We start from the raw sequence: 17763 nt of genomic DNA on the forward strand, positions 1-17763 counted from the left end.
CTTGCAGACCTAGCCGAGGCCGCGCACCGTCCGCTTGGACGGAGCTGCCAATCATGCGGCTGAAAACGAACAGCTCGTTTTCATGTGCCGCGCGTCACACACGGGAGAGCGAAGGCACCTCCTCGGGCACGATCGCCTGAAGCCCGCCGAAGCGGCGCTCGCGGCCGTGGAAGGAGGCCAAGGCAGCGGCGAGATCGCTCGCGTCGAATTCGGGCCACATCCGCTCGGTGAAGTGCAGCTCGGCATAGGCGCCTTCCCAGAGCAGGAAGTCCGACAGCCGCTTCTCGCCCGATGTGCGGATGATGAGATCGACATCGCGCAGGCCGGCTTCGCCGGTGACGAGCTGTGAGAAGGCTTCGCGGGTGAGGCTGGTCAGTGCGGCCGCCTTCGCCGCGGCATGGAGGATGGCGTCGCGCGCGGAATAGTCGACGGCGATACGCAGGTGGAGCGTCGTGCCTTCAGCGGTAGCCTCTTCAGCGCGCGTGATCGCATTGGCGATGCCGTCAGGCAATCGGTCGCGGCGGCCGATCACGGTAAGGCGCACGCCGTTCTTGACCAGGCTCTGCACCTCGTTGGCGAGATAGAAGCGCAGCAAGGTCATCAGCGCCCCGACCTCGGCCTTCGGCCTCCGCCAATTGTCGGTGGAGAAGGCGTAGAGCGTCAGCGTGCCGATGCCCTGTTTTGGCGCGGCCTCGACAATGCGGCGGATGGTTTCGACGCCGGCCTCGTGGCCGCGCACGCGCGACAGGCCGCGCCGCGTCGCCCATCGTCCGTTGCCGTCCATGATGATGCCGACATGAAGCTTCTCGTTGCGGGACGCAAGGTCACTTTGCATTGCAAAGTCTCCGGTAAAAAAAGGGGGAGGATCAGGTCGGGACGATACCGAGGCGGCCGAGCGGCGGCGCCTCGCGGCCGGCGGCTTTCGCAGCGTCGCGCACCAGGCGCTCGAGCACGGCGAGATAATCGAGGAAACGGCGGCGCCCGATCTTGGTGAGGCGGCAGGTGGTGTGCGGGCGGTTGCCCTCGTAGCCCTTGGTCACCTCGACGAGGCCGGCCTCCTGCAGCACGCCGAGGTGCCGGCTGAGATTGCCGTCGGTGAGGCCGCAGAGCTGCTTGAGGTCGGCGAATGCCAGCCCCTTGGGATGCGCCATCAACGAGCTCAGAAGCCCGAGCCTCGCCTTCTCGTGGATCACGCGGTCGAGCCCTTCATAGGAGAAGGGCGCGCTGTCAGTCTTCGACATCATGGTCTCCGGATGCGACATAGAGAATGCCCGCCATCACCGACTGCCCGATCACGAAGGGCAGGCCCATGGTCCATGGCGACAGGGTGTGGGTCTGGCTCGCGAGCACCACCACCGCGAAGCCGGACACGAAATACCAGGCACCGGCGAGCGCGACGGTGCGCGGCAGCGAGCGGACGGAAGCGAAGATGCCGAGCGACACCAGGATCTGCCACAGGCCCGGGAGCAGCCACAGCGTCTCGGCCGCGAACTTCCACATCACCACCGCGAGCAGCACGCCGGCGACGCCTGCCGGCAGGAACTGCTCGACCGCCTGGTGGATCATGGCGTCGGCCAGCCCCGAATGATGACGGCGCGAACGCGCGCGCATCTCGATCCCGATGATCAGGCCGGACAGCGCGGCGGCAACGAACCAGCCGAAGAAGAAGCCGAGCGGCTCGCCGGTGGGATCGCCCAGCAGCCAGAATTGCAGGATCGCGGTGAGCAGCGCGACCGCGCCGGTCGCGGCCATCGTCGCGGGGCCGTAACCGCGGAACGCCGTACCGGCCGCAATCTGGCTGCGAATCGCCACGATGTCGGCCAGTGCCTTGTCGAGATCGCGCAACGCCAGAACCTCGCTCCGCCCGTGTCTCCGGGATTGCTCGTCCCGTTACTTTGTGATGCAAAGTATATGGCATCGCAAAGCAAACGCAAGCCTGAAAGTCGCCGCGAGAGGATTCCGCCGGCCCGGACAACTGCCGGTTGCGCACCCCCTGCTCCCGTAGATAAGATGCGGTCCAAAAGCGTTCCGGGGGCTGGTATGTGGCTTAAGTCGTTAATCGTCGCATCTCTGTTGCAGATGGGTATCGCCGGCACCGCGCATGCGAAAGGACCGTTCGGCAGCGTCAATGTCGGCAACTGGATCGGCGGCGCGTTCAGCAATGACGAGACGGGCGCCTTCTCCCATTGCGCCGCGACGACGCCCTATGCGAACGGCGTCATCCTCGTCGTAAGCCAAAATGCCGCCGGCACATGGTCGCTCGCGTTTGCGAGTCCCAGCTACCGCTTCAACAAGGGCGAGAACGCCGCAATCGACGTGACCTTTGACGGGCAGGAGCAGGCCAGGCTGTACGCCACGGCGTATCAGTCCAACATGCTCACGGCCATCATGCCACTCAATGTCGTGCGCACGTTCCAGAAGGCGAGCCTGATGGTCGCAACGGCCGGCCGCGCCGTCCTGAATTTCGACCTGACCTCGACCGGGCCGGTCATCGCGGCGTTGGCCAATTGCGTGACGAAGGTGAAAGCCGACGGGCTCGACAAGGCCGGCGACTTCACCAAGGGTGCGGCCAGGCCGGCCGCCACGGCGGAGAAGCAGCCATCGCCGCCGGCGGGCAGCAAAGTCGCCCGGGCCAAGACCGGTACCGGCTTCGTGGTGAGCGCGAACGGTCACATCGTCACCAACCATCATGTGATCGACGGCTGCGTCGGCGACATCAAGGGCAATCTCACCGGCGAGGCCGCGATGGTGCTGCGCGTCGTCTCGAGCGACGCAAGCAACGACCTCGCTCTCCTGCAGGCACCGTCGACGACGACGTTCAAGGACTTTGCCCGGATTCGCGACCGCTCGATCCGCTCCGGCGATTCCGTCATCGTCATCGGCTTTCCGTTCCATGGCTTGCTCTCGTCGGACTTCACCGTGACGACCGGCATCGCGAGCTCGCTCAGCGGTATGCGCAACGATACGCGCTTCCTGCAGATCAGCGCGCCGGTGCAGCCCGGCAATAGCGGCGGCCCGCTGTTCGACACCACCGGTCAGATCGTGGGCGTGGTCACCGCAAAGATCCCGGCATTGCGCATCGCCGCCGCGACCGGCAACATTCCGGAAAATATCAACTTCGCCATCAAGACCGGCGCGCTGCGAGACTTTCTCGACAATTCCGTGGTGCCTTACCAGACTGCCGAGCCGAAGGGTGAACTCAAGACCACCGACATCGCCGGAAACGCCCGGCCGTACACGATGCTGATCTCGTGCAACGCGACGGAGCAGGCGGAAGCGAAGCGATAGCGGCGCGAGCCGTCGCCCGGATGGAGCGCAACGAAATCCGGGCTACGAAGTCAGTCGATCCTCAATACGGCGCGACGGGCCGCACGCGCCGTTGCGGACGCGGTTGCGGCGGCTGCCCTTGGCCGTAGGCGAAGCGCGGATTGCGATCGCAGTACAAGAGCCGGCCGGACACGCTGGCCTGGCATTGTTCATAGGTGCTGTAGGTGCATTCGCCGGGATAGTCATACTCGCCGCCCTGGGCGCACCATGGATAGTCCCGCGCCGCTGCGGGCGTGACGGTGGCGAAGCCGGCCAGGACCGCCGCACTGAACGACAGCAGCACCAATTGCGTCTTGCGCATGATCCAACTCCTCTCTAGCTGGCCCGAGATACGGCGCCATCCATTATCAGGTTTCGCAGCGCCGTTTTATTCCAGATCAACGAAACAAAGCACGCAAGAAAAAAGCCCTGCCGGACGGCAGGGCTCCTATCCTCACGATCACAAGACCGCTACTCGACCTTCAGGCCGGCGAACTCGACGACCTTCTTCCACTTCTCGGTCTCGGCCTTGATCTCCTCGCCGAACGCCTCGGGCGTCTGCGCCCGCGGCTCGCCGCCGAGCTCGACCAGACGCTTGGCCATGTCGGGCTCCTTAATCACCGCGTTGACCTCGGCGTTGAGCTTGGCGATGATTTCCTTCGGCGTGTTCTTCGGCGCACCCATGCCGAACAGCGCGCTGGCCTCATAGCCCTTGACGGTGTCTGCGATCGGCTGCACGTCAGGCAGCTGCGGCGAGCGTTCCGTGGTGGTGACGCCGATGGCGCGAAGCGAGCCGGAGCGGATGTGCTGGATGATCGAGGGCATGTTGTCGAAGATCACCTGCACCTGGCCGGCGAGCATGTCGGTGATCGCGGGCGCCGCGCCGCGATAGGGCACGTGCTGCATCTTGCAGCCGGTCATGGCCATGAACATCTCGCCGGACAGATGCACCGAGGTGCCGTTGCCGGACGAGGCCATGTTGACCTTGCCGGGATTGGCCTTCACGTATTCGATGAACTCGGCGACGTTCTTGGCCGGCACGTCCTTATTGACGGTCATCACGTTCGGCACGCGCTGGAACGAGGCGACCGGCGCGATGTCGCGCACGAAGTTGAACTTCAGATTGGTGTAGAGCGAGGCGTTGATGTAGTTGGCCGGATTGACCAGCTGCAGCGTGTAGCCGTCGGCCTCGGCATTGACGACCGATTCGGTGGCGATATTGTTGCCGGCACCCGGCTTGTTCTCGATCACGAATTGCTGGCCGAGCTTTTCCGACAGGCGCTGGCCGATCAGCCGCGCCAGGATGTCGGTGGCCCCGCCCGGCGGATAGCCGACCACCCATTTCACCGGGCGGGCCGGATAATCGGCGGCAAGGGCCTTCGACAGCGGGGTGGCTGCAAGCGGACTGGCGGCGAGCAGGCCCAGCGCGGTACGGCGAGTGATCATCTCAAGGGTTCTCCCAACGTGTTGTTCTTGAAGCCAGATAGCTTGAAGCCGGCGTCCGCGAGGTTGTAACAAAGCTTGCCGCAGGCGCAAAGTGCGCGGGGCGCATCGCGACGAAAGGATAAGGCATGGTCGTCAAGGTCGAAGCCCTCGATCATCTCGTGATCAACGTCGCCGACGTCGCGGCCACCGCGGAGTGGTACGGCAGGATTCTCGGCATGGAAGTCAAGGTGTTCGACCCCGGCGGCGGCAAAGCGCCGCGGACTTCGCTGGTCTTTGGTAACCAGAAGATCAACGTCCGGCCGCGCGATGCCGACAAGGTGGAGTGGTTCACCGCGGACCACCAGACCGCCGGCAGCGAGGACCTCTGCTTCCTCACCTCTGCTTCGCCCAATGAGGTGGTGGCGCATTTGCAGGCACACGGCGTCGCGATCGAGGAAGGTCCGGTTCCCAAGCAGGGCGCGCGCGGCACGCTGCGCTCGGTCTATTGCCGGGATCCGGACGGCAGCCTGATCGAGATTTCGTCGTACGAAAACTAGACTCGTCATTCCGGGGCGATGCGAAGCATCGAACCCGGAATGACGAATGAGAGAACGAGCACGCGGCCACTGCACAGCGCACACCGCCCCCGATTTGCTCGCCGCGCCGTCCGGTGGCAGGAAGACACAATCATCAAAAGGCAGCCGCCATCAAGATGCAGGCTGCACGGGAGGAATCATGTCGCTTCAACAGACCCCAGCCGGGATCGTCGGCCCATTCGACGGGCTCGACGTGCCCTGGCTCTTGAGGATGCGTGCCGAGGTCCGGCGTGATCATCCGTTCCTGATCTGGGCGCCGTTCGATGCGCCGGCGCGGCACTGGCACTATGGCGAATTTCACGAGCGGGTCGGCACGCTCGCGGCGGGGCTGGCAAGGCGCGGCGTCAAGCCCGGCCAATATGTGCTCATTCATCTCGACAATTGCATCGAGGCGTTGCTGGCCTGGTTTGCCTGCGTCGAGCTCGGGGCCATCGCGGTCACCACCAACACGCGCTCGGCGCCGGCCGAGATCGCGTATTTCGCCGATCATTGCGGCGCGGTCGCCGCGATCACGCAGCCGGCCTATGCGGAGATCGTCGCGCAGAATTGCCGGAACATCAGCTGGATGGCGGTGACCTCGCACGATGCAGGGGCGGCGCCGGCGCTAGGCGTCTCGCGGGGCGACAGTTTTGAATCCCTGTTCGCCGACAGCGCCGACCGCCCCAGGCGCGCGGCCGATCCGCTGGCGCCGTGCAGCGTGCAGTACACCTCGGGCACGACCTCGCGGCCGAAGGCGGTGCTGTGGACCCACGCCAACGCACTGTGGGGCGCGAAGATCAACGCCGCGCACGAGGACCTGCACGCAAGCGACGTGCACCAGACCTATCTGCCGCTGTTCCACACCAATGCCCTCGCCTACTCCATGCTGGCGACGCTGTGGGTCGGCGCCACCTGCGTAATCCAGCCGCGCTTCTCCGCGAGCCGGTTCTGGGGCGTCGCGCGCGAGCATGGCGCGACCTGGACCTCGACGATTCCGTTCTGCATGAAGGCGCTGCTCGAGCAGGAGACCCCGAAGGATCACAAATTCCGCCTGTGGGGCACTGCGATCAACGAGCCGCCGGCCTTCGCGGCGTTCGGCGTCAAGGTCATCGGCTGGTGGGGCATGACCGAGACCATCACCCACGGCATCGTCGGCGAGGTCGACCAGCCCAACTTCCCGATGTCGATCGGCCGCGCCGCACCGGAATATGAAATCCGCATCACCGCCGACGACGGCCGGCCGACCGAGATCGGCGGCACCGGCAATCTCGCGATCAAGGGCATCCCCGGCCTGTCGCTGTTCGCCGAATATCTGCACAACGAGAAAGCGACGCGCGAGAGTTTTGACGCGCACGGCTTCTTCCTCACCGGCGACCGCGTCGAGCGGCTTGCGAACGGCTACATCAAGTTCGGCGACCGCGCCAAGGACATGCTGAAGGTTGGCGGCGAGAACGTCGCGGCCTCCGAGATCGAGCAGGTGATCGCGCTGGTGCCGGGCGTGCGCGAGGCCGCCGTGGTGGCCAAATCGCATCCGATGCTGGACGAGGTGCCGGTGGTCTTCATCATCCCGCAAGGCGGCGTCGCCGGTGCTGCGCCAGATCTGCACGAACGCGTCATGACCGCCTGCCGCAACGGCCTCGCCGACTTCAAGCTGCCGCGCGAGATCAGGTTCGTCGACGACATGCCGCGCTCGACGCTGGAGAAGGTGGCGAAGGCGGAGCTGCGGAAGATGGTGGGGTAATTTGTAGGGTGGGTTAGCCGAAGGCGTAACCCACCTCCTTGGTATCCGCGGAGATAGAAGTGGTGGGTTACGCTGCGCTAACCCACCCTACGGCACCGTCGTCAGAACGACCCCAGCGCCACCGGGCGGAACGCCTGCAGCAGCTGCTGATCGAGCTTGCCGCCCATGCCTTCCATCATCCCGAACGCACGGGAATGCGTGAAGGGCATGCGGTAGGCGCGTTTCTCGACCAGCGCGGCGTAGATGTCGACGATCGTCGTCAGACGCACGATGTCGCTGATCTGGTTCGACGACAGGCCGTTCGGATAGCCTGAGCCGTCGAGGAATTCGTGGTGATGCAGCACGACGTCGAGCATCTCCGGCGGGAAGCCGCCTTGGGCGGCGAGCGCGTCATAGCCGCGGCGCGGATGCTGGCGGACCTCGGCCATCTCCTCGTCGGTGAGCTTGCCGGGCTTGTCGAGCAGCGTGGAGGGAACGAAGGCCTTGCCGACATCGTGCAGCAGCGCGGCGCGGGTCAGGCGGCGCTGGTCGTCCTCGCGCATGCCGAGATGCTGCGCGAAGGAGACGGCGAAGCCGGTGACGAACAGGCAGTGCCGGTAGCTGCCGACATGGTGGCAGCCCACCGTGGTGAGCCATTCGCGCAGCGAGGAATGCTTGATCGCTTTCAGGATCTTGCTCTCGGCGGCGATCACGTCGTCGAAGGTCAGGGGCACGCCGAGCGGCAGCTTCTCGAACATCTTCGCCAGCACCGCGTGCGCCGCCTCGACGCCGCGGTTGAGCGTCTTGCCGCGGTCGGTCGCGTCATAGGCGGCGGTGTCCGGGAAGGCCGCGCGGATGCGCTGAAGGATGGCGTCCGCCTGGAGCGGCCGCGAGATCGTGTCGGTGGCGCCCAACGCCCAGGCCTGCATGGTGCCGTGATGCAGGGCATCGGCGAGCACGAACAGCCGCGGCATCGAACGATAGGCATCGCCGCGCAGCTTGTTGCGCACCCGCTGCACGCTCTCGGGCGAGCGCAGGTTGATGTCGACCACGAGGCCGGAGAGATCGCGCGAGGGCTGCTCGGGAATCCCCTGCGTCGTCACCGTCGAGACGTCGCCGACCGCCTTCAGGATGCTGGCGAGCTCGGTGCTCTCGTCGCTCCGGTCGGAGGCGAGCAGAAGCCGGCGTTTGGCGGCGGTTTTGGCTGAGGCGTTCATGACTTCCCCAAAGCACGGGACTGGATTTGGCGACAGCCTAAGCCGGATCAGGTTCTCCGGCCCTTAAGAGGCGTGCTCAATGGAACTTTGCGGAATTGGGTTCAATTTTACGGATGTGGGTTCCAGGAGGGGGAACTCTAAAATCGCGAAAACAACCCCATGCACAGTAGAGGGGCATTGATGGATAAGGGGAATTTCAGCCGCTCTCGCCCGCCCTCCGCTGTCGTCGCCCGGCTTGACCGGGCGACCCAGTACGCCGAGACGGCGCGGGCGGAACCGAGAGGCCGCGGCGTACTGGAGGCCCGCTTTCGCGGGCATGACACGGAGATTGGGAGACAGCCATCAAACAAATCCGCCGGAGGTTGCCCCCCCGGCGGATCGTCTCATTCAGCAATCACGCCCGGCCCTACGCCTTCATGCTCGCCTTCACGGCCTCCGCCGTGATCGGCAGTGCCCGCACGCGGGCGCCGCTGGCGTTGAAGATGGCGTTGCCGATGGCAGGGGCGACCACCGTCACCGCGGGCTCGCCGACGCCGGTGGCCTTCTCGCCATTGGCGATCACGGCGATCGCGACCTCGGGCATCTGGCTCATGCGCAAGGGCCGGTAGCTGTCGAAATTGGTCTGCTCGATGCCACCGTCCTTCAGCGTCGCCTTCTCGTACATCGCCAGCGACAGGCCCCACAGCGCCGCGCCCTCGACCTGGGCACGGATGTTGTCGGGATGCACCTGCGTGCCGACGTCGGTTGCGACCGTGAGCTTCTTCACGGTGACCGCGCCCGACGGCGCCACCGCGACATGGGCGACGCACGCCGTCCAGCTCGCAGTCGCGCGCTCCTGCGACGAGACGCAGGCGACCCCCATGCCCTCACCTTTCGGCAAAGGCCTGGTGCCGTAACCCGACAATCCCATCGCGGCGAGCAGCGTGTTGCGCAGCCGCTGCGCGCCGCCATCGTTCTTGCCGGCACCATCGAGCAGCGAGATGCGGAACTGGGCGGGATCCTTGCCCGTGGCGGCCGCGATCTCGTCGATCATGCTTTCGACCGCCCAGAAGGTCCAGCCTGGCGCCACCGAGCGGAGCTGGCCGGACGGCGTGGCGTTGTGCGCGAGCTCGTTCTTGATCGCGCGCACGTAGTGGTTGGGCACGGTGTAGAAGAAGTCCGCTCCATTGACCGTGAAGCTGTCGAGCGGGCCCTTCTTGTCGACCGAGGGCGTGAGGAAATCGGGGATTCCCCAGCGCGCGGTCGGCCAGGCCGAGACGACGTCGTGGCTGAGCGCGACGAGCTTGCCGTCGCCGTCCACGCCGGCCTTGACCTTTTGATAGGTGAGCGGCCGCGAGAAATCCATCGTCATGTCGTTCTCGCGCGAGTAGATCACCTTGACCGGCTTGCCGACCGCCTTCGCCGCCTGCACCGCCGGAATCATCATGTCGGCATCGAGCCTGCGGCCAAAGCCGCCGCCGAGCCAATGCTGATGCATCACGACGAATTTCGGATCGATCCCGGCTGCACCCGCAGCGATCGCGCCGGAGCGCGTCGCGAACTGGTTGCCGGAATAGATGTGCAGGATGTCGCCCTTGAACTCCGCCGTGGCGTTCATGGGCTCCAGCGGCGCGTGGATGTTGATGCTGGTGGTGTACTCGGCCTCGACCACTTTCGCCGCCGAGCCGAAGGCAGCAACGGGATCGCCGTCCTTGACGAAGAACTGGCCGGAATCCTCCAAGCCCTGCAGCCGCTTGGCCTCGTCGAGCAGCGACTGGCTCGACAGCTTTGCGTTCGGACCGCCGTCATAGGCGATCTTCAGCGCGTCCGCCGCCTTGCGCGCGTTGGCATAGGTGCTGGCCACCGCGACGACCCAGCCGGAGGTGGTTCCGGTCTTGTCGTCGAGGATGACGGCCTTCATGAAGCCTGGCACCTTCTTGGCTTCGCTGTCATCAACTGACTTCACCGTGGCGCCGAAGCGCACCGGCGGGGTCACCACCTTGCCGTAGGCCATGCCCGGCAGCATCACGTCGATGCCGTACTTGGCCGTGCCGTTGGTCTTGGAGGGGATGTCGAGCTGCGGCACCGAGACGCCGATCATGGTGTATTGATCCGGCGTCTTCAGCTGGATCGCCTTGAGTTCGTCCGGCGTGAAGGTTTTCGTCGCCTTGCCGCTCTTGACGATTTCGGCAAACGACATCTGCTTCTTGGACTTCGGATGCGAGACGATGGAATCGCGCACCACGAGCTGGTCCTTGAAATAGGGGGGCAGGCCCATGGCTGCGGCGGCGGCTTCCGTCAGCGCGATGCGGCCGGCGGCGCCTGCCCGGCTCATCGCCTCGAAGTTCATCATGGTCGACCAGCTGCCGCCGGTGATCTGCGCGCCCAAAACGGGATCGTTGAACTTCGGGTCGTTGGAGGCGAGCTGCACGCGCATATCGCTCCATTTCGCACCCAATTCTTCGCAGACGATCTGCGCCATGGTGGAGGCGATGTGCTGGCCCATGTCGGCCTTGCCGCAGGTCACGGTGACGAGACCTTCCGGCGAGATCGCATACCAGACGCTCGGCTCGAAATTGGCGGGCGCCGCGGCCGATGCGGAATCGATGCCGGGCACGCCGGCATAGCCGAGCACGAGGCCGCTTGCGGCGGTGCCGACGAGGAAGGAGCGGCGGCTGAGATCCGTCGTCACGGGGGCGAGATTTTTGACGTGCTCGTTCATGTGGGCCTCCGTTCGGTGGAGGCGGCCGACGCGGTGCGCATCTCGGATGCGGCGCGCATGATCGCCTTCTGGATCCGCGAATAGGTCATGCAGCGGCAGAGATTGCCGTCCATATGCGCCACGACCTCTTCCTTGGTCGGATTGGGATTCTTCGACAGCAGCGAGGCTGCCTGCATGATCTGCCCGGACTGGCAATAGCCGCATTGCGGCACCTGCTCGGCGACCCACGCCTTCTGCAAGGGATGATCGCCCTTGGTGGAGAGGCCTTCGATGGTGGTGATCTTCTTGCCGGCGACATCGCCGACCATGGTCTGGCACGAGCGCACGGCTTCGCCGTTGACGTGCACGGTGCAGGCCCCGCACAACCCGGCGCCGCAGCCGAACTTGGTGCCGGTCATCTGCAATTGCTCGCGGATTGCCCAGAGGAGCGGCGTGTCGTTCGCCGCATCCACGGACAGACTCCGCCCGTTGATGGTGAGAGTTGGCATAGGCGTCTTCCCCTGCCGGTGCATGAAGCCGCTTACGGCGGCAACTTGAATGGCGGACGCCCACCGGGCCGGCGCCAGCCTTGGCGGCGAGAATGATCGGGTTCGGTTGCCGTGGCAAATGCAATTTGGAAACGATCAAATCTATCTTGACAGCTCAGTGTTGTGCGCTGCGAGAACGGGGCCGATGCAGCGACTGGACGCAAACGGAGAGCGCCGGTCATGCATGCCATCGCGTTCGAGTAGTTTCCTCCAAGTAACCATGCGGGCTAGGATGAGCGACGAAGCAGCTTCGTAGGGTGAGCAAAGGCGCGCTCTTCGCGCCGTGCCCACCATCTCTCCACGTATGCAACGGAAATCGTGGGCACGCTTCGCTTGGCCCACTCTGCGAACTGCAATCAAAAGAAGGGGCGGAAACATGCCGAAGATCGATCGCGACGGCGTCAATATCTACTACGAAGTTCATGGCGACGGTCCGCCGCTGCTGCTCACCCACGGTTATTCCTCGACGTCGGCGATGTGGCACGGGCAGGTCGATGCGCTCGCGAGGGACCACAAGCTCGTGCTGTGGGACATGCGCGGCCACGGCCAGTCCGACTATCCCCATGATCCCAGCGCTTACAGCGAAGCGCTCACGGTCGGCGACATGGCTGCGATCCTCGATGCGGTCGGCGCTGAGCGCGCGATCATCGGTGGTCTCTCGCTCGGCGGTTACATGTCGCTCGCGTTCTATCGGACCCATCCAGAGCGCGCCCGCGCGCTACTGATCATCGACACCGGCCCCGGCTTCAAGAAGGACGACGCCCGCGAGGCCTGGAATGCGCGCGCACTGGCCACTGCGGACAGGCTCGACCGCGAAGGCCTCGACGTCTTGAAATCGGCAACACGCGAACGCGCAACCGCCAGCCACCGCGACGCCAGGGGATTGGCGCTCGCCGCACGCGGCATGCTGACCCAGCGCGACGCGCGCGTGATCGAGCTGCTGCCCGACATCAAGGTGCCCTGCCTGATCGTGGTCGGCGCCGACGACACCCCGTTCCTCGCCGCGACCAACTACATGGCGGCAAAAATCCCCGGCGCACAAAAGGTCGTGATCCCCGCGGCCGGCCACGCCGTCAACATCGATCAGCCCAAGGCTTTTGTTGACGCCGTCGCGCCTTTCCTGAAGAACTTGCCGGCATAGGCAATCAGGGACGCAAGACCATGATGCGAGCGATCTTTGCGGTGGGCGCAATCGCGGCGCTGCTGTCGTCGGCGGCGCAGGCCGAACCATTCGGCGCGGCGCCGCCGCGCCAGCCCTTCGTCACGACCTTGTCGAACAACACGCCGCTCGCCTTCGGCATGGACGCCGAGCAGACCGCCCGTGCCCTCGGGCAGCCGCTGCAATATGTGCGGGGGCGTCCCGGCAACGAGATCTATCTCGCGCTGCGCAACATCGGCGGCAGCAGCTTGATCCCCTACCGCCACCGCCTGTTCCTGCAATTCCGTCATGGACGGCTGGCAGGATGGAAGGAGGATTACGGCGAGAACTGGATGTGGGAGTGAGGGATGCCGCTCACGGCCTCAGGCCACGGCGCATGACGAGCGGAGATTTACGCTGAAGTTTCGGCTTCGTCAGGGCCGGGCATGACGAGATTGTGGAACGAGCGAATTTCCGCATCGACGACCAACCAAGAAGGACAACCCGCGTGGGACAAGACATCAAGCTGACGGCGTCCGACAACTTCCAGTTCGGCGCCTATCGCGCCGACCCCAGTGGCACGCCGAAGGGCGCGGTGGTGGTGATCCAGGAGATCTTTGGCGTCAATCACCACATCCGCTCGGTCTGCGACCGCCTCGCCGGGGAAGGCTACGTCGCGATCGCGCCGTCGATCTTCGACCGCACCACGCCGGGCTTCCAGTCTGGCTATTCGCCCGATGAGATCGCCGAAGCGCGCAAGTTTGTCGCCAGCCCCGATTGGGCCGCGATGCTGCGCGACACCCAGGCCGCAATCGATGCGGTGAAGAGCGTGGGTCCGGTCGGCATCATCGGCTTTTGCCTGGGGGGCAGCATCGCCTTTGTCGCGGCGACGCGGCTATCGGGATTGAAGGCTGCGATCGGCTATTACGGCGGCGCGGTCGTGCGCTTCGCCGAGGAGACGCCGAAGGTGCCGACGCAACTGCATTTCGGCGAGAAGGACGCGGGCATCCCGCTGACCGACGTCGAGACCATCAAGTCGAAGCGGCCGGAGGTGGAGGTGTTCGTCTATCCCGGCGCACAGCACGGCTTCCATTGCGACGAACGCGCCAGCTACGACAAGACCAGCGCCGACATCGCCTGGCCGCGCAGCATGGCCTTCTTCGCGGCGCATTTGAAATAGGGCGCGTCTCTTTCGTCTGTCATTCCGGGGCGACGCGTCAGCATCGAACCCGGAATCCATCGGGCGTCAGCGATGGTGGCGCGATGGATTCCGGGCTCGCGCTATCGCGCGCCCCGGAATGACAAGAGGAGAGAGTTGCGCCATCTCGAAGCAGGAATCGGGTGGCCGCATCCCGGCGCGCGGCGATAGAGCTGGCTGGTCAAGCCAACTCACGCCGGAGCTCGCCATGCAACAGGCCATCACGCACCTCGTCATTCGCAATCCGTTCGGAACCATGGATGTTCCCGCGCCCGATGATTCCGAAGTGATGGATTATGCCGCGACGGCCACGCTGCCCGGCGATGCCGCGGACGGCAATGCAGCGGCGTGGGCAGCGATCGCCGCGCCATCCGATCCGCTCGAAGGCATCTGGGCAAGCCGCTGGAATGGCGGCGCCGATCCGACTATTGCCGGCGATACGCCGGACAAGTGGAAGGAAGGGCGCGCGGAAATGCGCATCGCGGGCAGCCGGATCTATCTGCGCTTCGACTGGGACAACGGCCGCCGCCACGGGCTGATCGACGCTGCACGCGACGGCGCGGATCGGCTGGTCGGGAAATACATCAACCTGACCACGCCGGCGATCACACGGCCCTGGGTCGGGCGCGTGGTCGATACGATGCGGATCGACGGATGTTTTCCGGACGGAAGGCTGGATTTCAGACGGTGAGCTAGAACCAGCGTTCGCCGACGAACACGGTGTCGCCGGGGCTCAGGGGGGTGCCGAGCGGCACCACGGCGCGCATGGAGCCGCCGTTCTCGGTGTGCGTGATGGTGACCACGTCGCGCTTGGCACGGGGCGAGAAGCCGCCGGCGATCGCGACCGCGCTCTCGACCGTCATGTTCGGCACGTAAGGATATTGGCCGGGCGCCGTGACTTCGCCGAGAATGAAGAACGGGCGATAAGCCTCGATCTCGACCGCGACCGAGGGCTCGCGAATGTAACCGTTGCGGAGGCGCGCGGCGATCTCGCCGGCAAGGCCTGCCGTGGTGCGGCCGCGGGCCGGCACCGCGCCGATCAGCGGCATGGTGATGGAGCCGCCGGCGTCGATGGCGTAGCTGTTGGTGAGACCTTCCTGGCCGTAGACCACGACGCGGAGCTTGTCGCCGGCGTCGAGATGGTAGGAAGCGTCATAGCGCGCCGCCATCGGCGCGGCGTAGCCGACCGGCATGGGCGCGGGCGAAGAGGCAAAGGAATTGCGCAGCGCGCCGATGGCGCCGCCGCCGTCAGCGACGACGACCGGCTGCGGCGCACTGTAGGGCTGGCCATAGGCCATGGAATCGAGATCCGCGCGCGGCTGCATCACCGCGACGGGGCCGGCGGTCTGCATGCAGCCGCCAAGGGCAAGCGCGGCGGGCGCTGCCAGGGACGCTGCCAAGATCGACCATCGAAACGCGCGTGCAACCGGCACCGGACCAATCCCTCGAAACGAGACGGCTTAAGTGATGCACCGGTTATGGTTAATAAAGCGTTGAGCGGGACGGGGTGCGCTGCGGGCGCGGTGCGCGCCGTCTCCGGCTTGCGGGAGAGGGCGGGGGAGAGGGTGTCTCCACAACGGGACAATCCCCCAGAGGAAAGAGCCCTCACCCGCATTGCATCTGCGATGCAATGCGACCTCTCCCGCAAGCGGGAGAGGTGCACCACCTTCGTGGCTGGCCTACGCACTCACACCGACGCCGATCGGGCAGGTCACGCCGGTGCCGCCGAGGCCGCAATAGCCGGCGGGGTTCTTCGCCAGATATTGCTGATGATAGTCCTCGGCGAAATAGAATTCGCCGGCCGGCGCGATCTCGGTGGTGATGGCACCGAGGCCGTTGGCGGCGAGCGCCTTCTGATAGAGCGCCTTCGACTCGTCGGCCGCCTTCTTCTGCGCATCTGAATAGGTGTAGATCGCGCTTCGGTACTGCGTGCCGACATCGTTGCCCTGACGCATGCCCTGCGTCGGGTTGTGGCTCTCCCAGAACGTCTTCAGGAGCTTCCCGTAAGACACCTTCTTCGGATCGAACACGACCAGCACAACTTCGGTGTGACCGGTGCGGCCCGAACAGGTCTCTTCATAGGTGGGGTTCGGCGTGTGGCCGCCGGCGTAGCCCACGGCCGTCGCATAGATGCCGTCGCCGAGCTCCCAGAACTTGCGCTCGGCGCCCCAGAAGCAGCCCAGCCCGAACACGGCCTGCTCGAGGCCGGCGGGATAAGGCGGCTGCAGCTTCGCGCCGTTGACGAAATGGATGGTCGCGGTCGGAATGGCTTGCGCACGGCCCGGCAGCGCCTCAGTTGCGCTCGGCAATGCGGTGGTCTTGCGCATGAACAGCATGATTGCATCTCCGCGGACGAGCTGTCGTCGCCCGAGCCAGATACTCAGGCGGCGTGCTCGCGATCAGGTGGGAATATAGGGATCTACGCTGGCGTGGGCAGCCTTGTTACGCCGCACGCCTCGCGCCGCTCAATCCAGGCGGGAATGAAGGATCAATCCCGGCGGGAATTGAAAGATCAATCCCGGGAATAGCCGATCAGCGGTTTCCGCGGACGGAACAGGAGCATCAGCAGGATGCCCAGAATGCCGAGGACGGCGAACACCGGCTGATCCAGCAGCAGGCGGATCACCGAGGTCCAGAGCCAGGGCGCCTTGGCCTCGACCCAGGTGCGGAAAGCCGACTGGCTGGCCTGATTGATGTCGTTCCAGAACTGGCCAAACCGGGTGAACTTAAGGGTCTGGTCGGCCACCCAGCGGGCGCCGTCATAGACCATGAAGATGAACCCGCCCGCGAGCAGCAACAGCCCAATCAGTCGGAAAAAGCCGCGGATCATGCCTCACCTTATATGGTCGTCCGATCGGAGGAGCTGACAAAACGCCGCCAGCCAATAGCCGGGAGACGGCAGAAATTCAACCACTTCAGGGCGTTACGATGCCCCCTGGAGGGCCCCAAGGCCGCTTTTCCGGCCTGGAAAGCGTTGACGGTGCCGAAGACCCTCTCTATAAGGGCGCCAACTGGCGGCGGGCGCAATCCTGCCGCCGCTGTTCTTTGAGCAGTTGCAGGCTCCTTGAGCTTAGAGCTCCTTGAGGCCTCATGTTCCGGGGACAGCCCAGCAACCGAACACCCTAAATCCGAGCGTCGATTACGCGGTCAAGCAAGCCGGCGCTACCCGACCAAGACGCGACCGGTACCCGCAAAGGACATTGAGACCATGGCCAATACCACTTCCGCCAAGAAAGCGACGCGCAAGATCGCCCGCCGCACCGCCGTCAACAAGTCGCGCCGCACCCAGATGCGCGGTGCCGTGCGTAACGTCGAAGAAGCCATCGCGACCGGCGACCGCGCCGCTGCCGTGAAGGCGCTGGCGAATGCCGAGCCCGCCTTGATGCGCGCCGCCCAGCGCAACATCATTCACAAGAACAACGCCAGCCGCAAAGTCTCGCGGCTCACCGCGCAGATCGCCAAGCTCGCCAAGTAACGAGCCAGGTAACGGCGAACCAATCGGTCGGCGATCCGATCGAACATCGCACGCGTCAAACAGCCCGGCATCGCGCCGGGCTTTTTTGTTGCCCGTCATATTCACGCAAGCGGTCACGCCACAGTCGACCATCGATCGGAAGGTTTGTACTGCCTGCGCTATTCTTCGTTCCGTAGTTCTACCTGCCGATGTCTTGCAACAGTGGAAACTTTCACCGCGTTGCAAAAACCCCTGTGCTGCCGGGCTAAGATGAATTCGCGCACGCAAGAGTTCTGCACACCGTAGATTCACCGGAACGCGCGCGGCGGTGGAGTTACCCTGTGAAACGAGACTCAAAAAACGATGTCTCGCTAATCACTTATCGACATAGCGACCGCAAGCATTTGGAAAATTCGCCAGCGCGTCCGATGCGTGACGAATTTGTAAAAATTTTTTGGCGGTGACTGAGAATTGTCACATGATGCCCGGCATTCTCGATTCT

General features: G+C 65.0%; 19 protein-coding genes. 8 read left to right on the plus strand and 11 right to left on the minus strand.

Annotated features, from left to right (window positions below):
* Nucleotides 1-94: 94 nt before the first annotated feature.
* Genes AABA84_RS19705 through AABA84_RS19715 form a run of 3 tightly spaced genes read right to left on the minus strand, consistent with a single transcriptional unit; the run spans nt 95 to nt 1845 of the window.
* On the minus strand, nt 95-835 hold the full coding sequence (locus AABA84_RS19705; RefSeq protein ID WP_338307233.1) for a di-trans,poly-cis-decaprenylcistransferase: 741 nt from the start codon (nt 833-835) through the stop codon (nt 95-97).
* Between the two features lie 31 nt (nt 836-866).
* Entirely contained in the window at nt 867-1241 is a 375-nt protein-coding gene (locus AABA84_RS19710; RefSeq protein WP_338312816.1) for a winged helix-turn-helix domain-containing protein, read from the minus strand.
* The gene (locus tag AABA84_RS19715; RefSeq protein WP_212243626.1) at nt 1228-1845 is read right to left on the minus strand and encodes a hypothetical protein; all 618 of its coding nucleotides are present in this window, start codon (nt 1843-1845) and stop codon (nt 1228-1230) included. The genes AABA84_RS19710 and AABA84_RS19715 overlap by 14 nt, the downstream gene beginning before the upstream one ends.
* A 195-nt stretch (nt 1846-2040) precedes the next feature.
* On the opposite strand from AABA84_RS19715, the gene AABA84_RS19720 reads away from it, so the two are divergent.
* Nucleotides 2041-3288, plus strand: a complete 1248-nt coding sequence (locus AABA84_RS19720; RefSeq protein WP_338312817.1) for a S1C family serine protease — start codon at nt 2041-2043, stop codon at nt 3286-3288.
* A 61-nt stretch (nt 3289-3349) separates the two neighbouring features.
* On the opposite strand, the gene AABA84_RS19725 is transcribed toward AABA84_RS19720, so the two are convergent.
* Together AABA84_RS19725 and AABA84_RS19730 are read right to left on the minus strand one after the other, a co-directional pair.
* Complete coding sequence (locus tag AABA84_RS19725; protein WP_212243621.1) at nt 3350-3628, minus strand: DUF3551 domain-containing protein; 279 nt, start codon at nt 3626-3628, stop codon at nt 3350-3352.
* Nucleotides 3629-3777: 149 nt separating this feature from the next.
* The gene (locus tag AABA84_RS19730) at nt 3778-4752 is read right to left on the minus strand and encodes a Bug family tripartite tricarboxylate transporter substrate binding protein (RefSeq protein ID WP_038970653.1); all 975 of its coding nucleotides are present in this window, start codon (nt 4750-4752) and stop codon (nt 3778-3780) included.
* A gap of 125 nt (nt 4753-4877) precedes the next feature.
* Between AABA84_RS19730 and AABA84_RS19735 the strand changes: the two genes are divergently transcribed.
* Nucleotides 4878-5288 carry a VOC family protein gene (locus tag AABA84_RS19735; RefSeq protein ID WP_212243618.1) on the plus strand — a complete coding sequence of 137 codons (411 nt, stop codon included), beginning with the start codon at nt 4878-4880 and terminating at the stop codon, nt 5286-5288.
* A 178-nt stretch (nt 5289-5466) separates the two neighbouring features.
* The gene (locus AABA84_RS19740) at nt 5467-7047 is read left to right on the plus strand and encodes an AMP-binding protein (RefSeq protein ID WP_338312819.1); all 1581 of its coding nucleotides are present in this window, start codon (nt 5467-5469) and stop codon (nt 7045-7047) included.
* Nucleotides 7048-7148: 101 nt separating this feature from the next.
* Here AABA84_RS19740 and AABA84_RS19745 read toward each other — a convergent pair whose 3' ends face one another.
* The 3 genes from AABA84_RS19745 to AABA84_RS19755 all read right to left on the minus strand — a co-directional run bounded on the left by AABA84_RS19745 (nt 7149) and on the right by AABA84_RS19755 (nt 11432).
* Entirely contained in the window at nt 7149-8243 is a 1095-nt protein-coding gene (locus tag AABA84_RS19745; protein WP_212243610.1) for an HD-GYP domain-containing protein, read from the minus strand.
* A gap of 406 nt (nt 8244-8649) precedes the next feature.
* Nucleotides 8650-10944: a xanthine dehydrogenase family protein molybdopterin-binding subunit gene (locus AABA84_RS19750; RefSeq protein WP_338312820.1), complete on the minus strand. Its 2295-nt coding sequence runs from the start codon at nt 10942-10944 to the stop codon at nt 8650-8652.
* Nucleotides 10941-11432 carry a (2Fe-2S)-binding protein gene (locus tag AABA84_RS19755; RefSeq protein ID WP_338312821.1) on the minus strand — a complete coding sequence of 164 codons (492 nt, stop codon included), beginning with the start codon at nt 11430-11432 and terminating at the stop codon, nt 10941-10943. The genes AABA84_RS19750 and AABA84_RS19755 overlap by 4 nt, the downstream gene beginning before the upstream one ends.
* Before the next feature lie 415 nt (nt 11433-11847).
* On the opposite strand from AABA84_RS19755, the gene AABA84_RS19760 reads away from it, so the two are divergent.
* From AABA84_RS19760 to AABA84_RS19775, 4 genes are all read left to right on the plus strand, one after another.
* Nucleotides 11848-12612 (plus strand): alpha/beta fold hydrolase, encoded by a 765-nt coding sequence (locus AABA84_RS19760; protein ID WP_338312823.1) that lies wholly within the window; start codon nt 11848-11850, stop codon nt 12610-12612.
* Nucleotides 12613-12632: 20 nt separating this feature from the next.
* Nucleotides 12633-12974, plus strand: coding sequence for a hypothetical protein (locus AABA84_RS19765; protein WP_212243593.1), 342 nt, complete (start codon nt 12633-12635; stop codon nt 12972-12974).
* 143 nt (nt 12975-13117) lie between these two features.
* Nucleotides 13118-13789, plus strand: coding sequence for a dienelactone hydrolase family protein (locus tag AABA84_RS19770; RefSeq protein ID WP_212243590.1), 672 nt, complete (start codon nt 13118-13120; stop codon nt 13787-13789).
* Nucleotides 13790-14015: 226 nt separating this feature from the next.
* Nucleotides 14016-14498, plus strand: a complete 483-nt coding sequence (locus tag AABA84_RS19775) for a hypothetical protein (RefSeq protein WP_338312824.1) — start codon at nt 14016-14018, stop codon at nt 14496-14498.
* A 1-nt stretch (nt 14499) separates the two neighbouring features.
* Here AABA84_RS19775 and AABA84_RS19780 read toward each other — a convergent pair whose 3' ends face one another.
* From AABA84_RS19780 to AABA84_RS19790, 3 genes are all read right to left on the minus strand, one after another.
* Nucleotides 14500-15240, minus strand: a complete 741-nt coding sequence (locus tag AABA84_RS19780) for a polysaccharide biosynthesis/export family protein (protein ID WP_338312826.1) — start codon at nt 15238-15240, stop codon at nt 14500-14502.
* A gap of 246 nt (nt 15241-15486) precedes the next feature.
* Complete coding sequence (msrA, locus tag AABA84_RS19785; RefSeq protein ID WP_338312828.1) at nt 15487-16143, minus strand: peptide-methionine (S)-S-oxide reductase MsrA; 657 nt, start codon at nt 16141-16143, stop codon at nt 15487-15489.
* 176 nt (nt 16144-16319) lie between these two features.
* On the minus strand, nt 16320-16637 hold the full coding sequence (locus tag AABA84_RS19790; protein ID WP_212243583.1) for a hypothetical protein: 318 nt from the start codon (nt 16635-16637) through the stop codon (nt 16320-16322).
* A 378-nt stretch (nt 16638-17015) separates the two neighbouring features.
* Between AABA84_RS19790 and rpsT the strand changes: the two genes are divergently transcribed.
* The gene (gene rpsT, locus AABA84_RS19795) at nt 17016-17282 is read left to right on the plus strand and encodes a 30S ribosomal protein S20 (protein ID WP_018319466.1); all 267 of its coding nucleotides are present in this window, start codon (nt 17016-17018) and stop codon (nt 17280-17282) included.
* Nucleotides 17283-17763 lie beyond the last annotated feature (481 nt).

This window comes from Bradyrhizobium sp. TM239 (genome assembly GCF_036247985.1).
In the GTDB taxonomy this organism is placed as follows: Bacteria; Pseudomonadota; Alphaproteobacteria; order Rhizobiales; family Xanthobacteraceae; genus Bradyrhizobium; species Bradyrhizobium ottawaense.

Excerpts from the sequence above, each read along its gene's own strand:
- AABA84_RS19710 (WP_338312816.1), bottom strand. The coding sequence starts at position 1,241 with ATGTCGAAGACTGACAGCGCGCCCTTCTCCTATGAAGGGCTCGACCGC.
- AABA84_RS19755 (WP_338312821.1), bottom strand. The coding sequence starts at position 11,432 with ATGCCAACTCTCACCATCAACGGGCGGAGTCTGTCCGTGGATGCGGCG.
- AABA84_RS19730 (WP_038970653.1), bottom strand. The coding sequence starts at position 4,752 with ATGATCACTCGCCGTACCGCGCTGGGCCTGCTCGCCGCCAGTCCGCTT.
- AABA84_RS19720 (WP_338312817.1), top strand. The coding sequence starts at position 2,041 with ATGTGGCTTAAGTCGTTAATCGTCGCATCTCTGTTGCAGATGGGTATC.
- rpsT (WP_018319466.1), top strand. The coding sequence starts at position 17,016 with ATGGCCAATACCACTTCCGCCAAGAAAGCGACGCGCAAGATCGCCCGC.
- AABA84_RS19790 (WP_212243583.1), bottom strand. The coding sequence starts at position 16,637 with ATGATCCGCGGCTTTTTCCGACTGATTGGGCTGTTGCTGCTCGCGGGC.
- AABA84_RS19705 (WP_338307233.1), bottom strand. The coding sequence starts at position 835 with ATGCAAAGTGACCTTGCGTCCCGCAACGAGAAGCTTCATGTCGGCATC.
- AABA84_RS19735 (WP_212243618.1), top strand. The coding sequence starts at position 4,878 with ATGGTCGTCAAGGTCGAAGCCCTCGATCATCTCGTGATCAACGTCGCC.
- AABA84_RS19750 (WP_338312820.1), bottom strand. The coding sequence starts at position 10,944 with ATGAACGAGCACGTCAAAAATCTCGCCCCCGTGACGACGGATCTCAGC.
- AABA84_RS19745 (WP_212243610.1), bottom strand. The coding sequence starts at position 8,243 with ATGAACGCCTCAGCCAAAACCGCCGCCAAACGCCGGCTTCTGCTCGCC.
- AABA84_RS19725 (WP_212243621.1), bottom strand. The coding sequence starts at position 3,628 with ATGCGCAAGACGCAATTGGTGCTGCTGTCGTTCAGTGCGGCGGTCCTG.
- msrA (WP_338312828.1), bottom strand. The coding sequence starts at position 16,143 with ATGCTGTTCATGCGCAAGACCACCGCATTGCCGAGCGCAACTGAGGCG.
- AABA84_RS19740 (WP_338312819.1), top strand. The coding sequence starts at position 5,467 with ATGTCGCTTCAACAGACCCCAGCCGGGATCGTCGGCCCATTCGACGGG.
- AABA84_RS19760 (WP_338312823.1), top strand. The coding sequence starts at position 11,848 with ATGCCGAAGATCGATCGCGACGGCGTCAATATCTACTACGAAGTTCAT.
- AABA84_RS19765 (WP_212243593.1), top strand. The coding sequence starts at position 12,633 with ATGATGCGAGCGATCTTTGCGGTGGGCGCAATCGCGGCGCTGCTGTCG.
- AABA84_RS19775 (WP_338312824.1), top strand. The coding sequence starts at position 14,016 with ATGCAACAGGCCATCACGCACCTCGTCATTCGCAATCCGTTCGGAACC.